Source organism: Herbaspirillum sp. RV1423, assembly GCF_000577615.1.
GTDB lineage: Bacteria > Pseudomonadota > Gammaproteobacteria > Burkholderiales > Burkholderiaceae_D > Herbaspirillum.
Map to the genome: position 1 here is coordinate 1 of NZ_CBXX010000078.1, position 4,645 is coordinate 4,645.

General features: G+C 54.8%; 2 protein-coding genes and 1 pseudogene. All 3 read right to left on the bottom strand.

Translation table 11 applies throughout. The features are described from left to right. A pseudogene (locus RV1423_RS28090) lies at positions 1-396 on the bottom strand (type IV secretion protein Rhs); the annotation flags it as partial. An 80-nt stretch (positions 397-476) separates the two neighbouring features. Then, positions 477-3,131: an FG-GAP-like repeat-containing protein gene (locus RV1423_RS28095; protein ID WP_155835345.1), complete on the bottom strand. Its 2,655-nt coding sequence runs from the start codon at positions 3,129-3,131 to the stop codon at positions 477-479. Positions 3,132-3,300: 169 nt separating this feature from the next. Further along, the coding region (locus tag RV1423_RS29590; RefSeq protein WP_197035031.1) for an FG-GAP-like repeat-containing protein at positions 3,301-4,645 on the bottom strand (1,345 nt) is incomplete at its 5' end.

Below are 4,645 nucleotides of genomic sequence, written 5' to 3' on the forward strand. Positions count from 1 at the left end.
GTCGTATTGCCATTGCGTGGTGAGACCGTTGGGGCCGGTCAGGCTGGTCATGCCGCCGAACTTGGGGTCGTAGGTCTTGGTCTCACTCTGGCCCAGCGCATTGCTGCTGCTGACCGGGAACTGGCCTACCGCATCATAAGTCGTGGCGCTGCTGCGCGGGACGACTGCAGCCGAACCGGTCGCCGGCGAGCTCGTCGTGGCAGCCACCTTGTTGCCGTAGGCGTCGTAGGTGTAGGCTGTCTCCAGGCGTAGCTGGGGGTTGTCCGGTTCGATGATCTCTTTGGTGAGCAGGCCTGTCGCGGCATCGTATTCGAACGCGGAGGTGCGCGTCATCGTGCCCGCCTGGGCTGGATTTGCCGATCCCCCGATCAGCAAACCCAGCAATATCGTGGTCAAGGTGTTCCGTGTGAACGATGCCTTCATTGCTACCCCTGTATTTTTATTGAGTGATGTCGTCATGCTTGGCCGTGACGCTCTTATGGTGTTGCGCTCGTGACGCTGGATTTGAGCAAGCGGCCCAGATACCAGTTATTGCTGTCGTTGCTGTAGCTGTTGATTGTGCTCTTGCCGTAGCCGTCGCTGGTCGAGACATCGACCCTGGTGGCGTTGCCCCAGGTGTCGTACTCCGTCTTGGTGGTGATCACCGGCAGCACCGCGCCGTTGTAGTCCCAGCCGCTTTCCACGCTCTGGTTGGCGTAGACGAAGTAGCGCTTGCCGGCGCCGACGACACAAGGTGTCACCGTCGTACTCGCGGCATCATTGCAGTTGTAGCTGTTGGTGATCTGGCTCAGTACACCGTTGTTGCCGCCGCCAGCCAAGCTCTTCTTGACCAGACTCGGCAGGCCGGTGTACGGCCAGCTTTGCTGGTACTCCGTATAAGACGTCAGGCCCGTCTCCACCTGCCTGGTTTGCATCCAACGAAAACCCAATAAGCCGCGACCGGACAGGTCGCTCTTCAGGCCGCCATAGGTGTAACTCGTGCTGGTGGTGCCGCCTATGCCGTTGGAGGAAGACACGGAAGAAACAATAAGGCCGATGCCCCGCGAATTCGTCGTATTGGCGACAGTCGATGTGTCAGGAACGTTTAGGGCTGGATTGCTTGAGAGGCCGTACGTCACCATGATCAGGCTCGTGGCGTTTGAGATCGTCTTTAAACTGAGATTGTTGGACGGTCTGATCCAGGCCGTTTTATAGGATGTGCCATTCACGGAAAGATGTCTGACGACATCAACCAAACCATCTCCATTGACGTCCACCAACTCCACCCCCTCCTCGTCCAAACCGCGATTAAACAAGGGATAAGGTGGTGCCCACTCTGGAGCTTCCTGCCAGCCGGAGCCGGTATTGAGCCATGCCGTTTTATAAATCGTCCCATTCACATAAAGGTTTCTGACAATATCTGGCAATCCATCTCCATTGATATCGACGACTGCAATTCCTTCGTTGTCTAATCCACGAGAGAAAAGTGGATACGGAGGCTCCCATTCTGGAGCTTCCTTCCAACCAGACCCCGTGTTCAGCCAGGCTTTTTTATAAATTTTCCCGTCTGCCGCAATGCTTCTGATGATGTCAACCAAGCCATCGCCATTGACGTCAACAAATTGCATACCTTCGTTGTCCAGCCCTCGAGACCATAACGGCGCCGGAGGCTCCCACTCTGGAGCCTCCTTCCAACCGGAACCGGTGTTGAGCCATGCCTTCTTATAGATCGTCCCATCCACCCACAAACTTCGCACGATATCAACCAGACCATCGCCATTGACGTCCACGAACGCCATTCCCTCGTTGTCATAACCGCGAGACCACAGCGGATATGGCGGCTCCCATTCCGGCGCTTCCTTCCAACCCGATCCTGTATTCAACCACGCCGATTTATAAATTGTTCCGTTCACCCAAAGACTTCTGACGATATCGACCAGACCATCTCCATTGACGTCAACGAATTGCACACCCTCGCTACCCAAGCCCCGCGACCATAATGGATATGGAGGCGCCCACTCCGGCGCTTCCTTCCAACCCGATCCCGTATTCAACCATGCCGTTTTATAAATCGTTCCATCCACCCAAAGACTTCTGACGATATCGACCAGACCATCTCCATTGACGTCAACGAACTGAACTCCCTCCCCGTCCAGGCCGCGCGAAAACAATGGATATGGCGGCTCCCATGTCCCGCTGACTTCCCAGGCAGGCGACACGGAAAAATAAGTGAGTTCGATCGGCGAATTGCATTTTGCTTCCGCACATTGCTTGACCGCAGTCACTTTGGACCGTTTATAGACAGGTTCGATGTCGTACGTTAATTCATACGATGCCGTTTTTGTGGAGGCGACATTGACAGATAAGGATTTCAAGCGCACCGACCGCTTAATCAATGAGCCGTTAAAAAAGGTATTCACTACGTCGGGCCGCGCTTCATATATAAATTGCACCGAATTCGGCGGCACGGCATTGGTCTTGCTATTGCCCGTGTAATCAATCCGGTCCGGGTAGTAATCCCCGTTCGCGGCGTCCTTCGTATAGCTCGCCGCCAGGTAATTTCCCTTCGTATCTTCTATCCTGTTCAAGGCCCAGACTCTGATCGTCGGCTTGCCTTGCGCCTCGATCCGCGCATCGGTGGTTTTGCCGTATTCCATCACCTGACCAGCTTTGGTCCACACCTTGAACCATGCAGGTCCATTACCCGCACTGCCATACGAGACGACCCTGGCGAAACTCTCACGCTCCGTCCTATACTCCGTTCCGTCTCCGCCTTCACTGCCGCTGATGGCAATCAGCCGTTGACCGTCCAGGCAGTACCGATCGTTGCTGTCGTAGTTCACCTTGCCGCGGACGCCATCTTGGGCCACAGTCCTTGAACATCGACTTACCGCTCCAAGACCACCAAGATTCCATCCGACACCCAATAAATCATTGCCGGCCTGGCTGCTGTAATTCAACGACAGTTTCGGCTCCATCCCCCCAACACCGGGAGACACCTGAATCGGAATCGTATAGGTCGCCGCACCGCTCTCACTGACCTGGAACTGGCCTGGTGTGACCATTTGGGCTTGGACGAAAGATGAAGCCAGCAGGACCGGCAAAAAGCCGGCAACAGATAGCCATGCACCATGGCGAAATGGATTACGCAAGGAATTCCCCCGAATTATTTTTTACGACGCTGCTGCAATTGCCTTTGTTTGTTTTTGGCGATCGCTTAAGTCTTTTGCTGCCAGCGGCACGTTATCTTAGCCAACTTGGTTACGTGCCGCCATCCACTTTTCATCAATTTCTGAGAATATTTTTTACAGACAGCACAACCTACGGTGCCGTACTTGTCACACTGGATTTGAGCAAGCGGCCCAGATACCAGTTATTGCTGTCGTTGCTGTAGCTGTTGATCGTGCTCTTGCCGTAGCCGTCGCTGGTCGAGACATCGACCCTGGTGGCGTTGCCCCAGGTGTCGTACTCGGTCTTGGTGGTGATCACCGGCAGCACCGCGCCGTTGTAGTCCCAGCCGCTTTCCACGCTCTGGTTGGCGTAGACGAAGTAGCGCTTGCCGGCGCCAACGACACAAGCTGTCGCCGTCGTGCCGGCGGCATCGTTGCAGTGGTAGCTGTTGGATATCTGGCTCAGCACGCCGTTGTTGCCGCCGCCGGTCAGGCTCTTCTTGACCAGACTTGGCAGGCCGGTGTACGGCCACCTTTGCAGGTACTCCGTATAAGACGTCAGGCCCGTCTCTACCTGCTTGGCTTGCATCCAGCGGAAGCCCTGCAGACCTCGGCCTGATAAATCGCTCTTCAGGCCGCCATAGGTGTAGCTCGTGCTCGTCGTACCGCCGACTCCATTCGACGATGTCACGGAGGACACTACGTACAACGGTGCCTGGACATCCAAGATCGGGTAACTGGATGCTGTAGAATCTTTGACGTAGCTGCCGCCGTCAGTAATGGGACGATAAATAATTGACGTAACAGCATTCATATTTGAAATTGTCGACAGCGCCCCTTGATTAACGACCTTACTTAACATCGTATCGATGCGGATACCGTCCCCACTGCCATTGCTACTAATGTAAAGAGCAAGAACATCCGACTTGCCGTCGCCATTTGCATCACCCATCGTTAATTGCCAATAGGGCGCGAGGTACCCCGTCATAGGTGTTACTGAGGTAATCGGCGAACCATAGGTTCCGTCGCCATTAGACGGCATGACAGTAATACGAATGCCGTCTCCACTACCATTGCTGTTAGTGTAAAGTGCGAAAACATCCGTCTTGCCATCGCCATTTACGTCACCTGTCGTTAGCTTCCAGTAAGGTGCGAGATATTCTGTCGGCGCAGAAATCGTGGTAATCGGCGCACCGTACGTCCCGTCGCCATTGGATAACATGACAGCGATACGCATACCATCTCCGCTACCATTGCTGCTGTTATAAAGCGCAAGCACGTCCGTCTTGCCGTCGCCGTTCACATCGCCCGTCGTTAATTGCCAATAGGGTGCAAGGTATCCCGTCAGGGCAGAAATTGTGGTGATCGGTGCGCCAAATGTTCCATCGCCATTGGATAGCATTGCAACGATACGCGCACCATCTCCGCTGCCGTTACTGTTGTTATAAAGCGCAAGCACGTCCGTCTTGCCGTCGCCGTTCACATCGCCCGTCGTT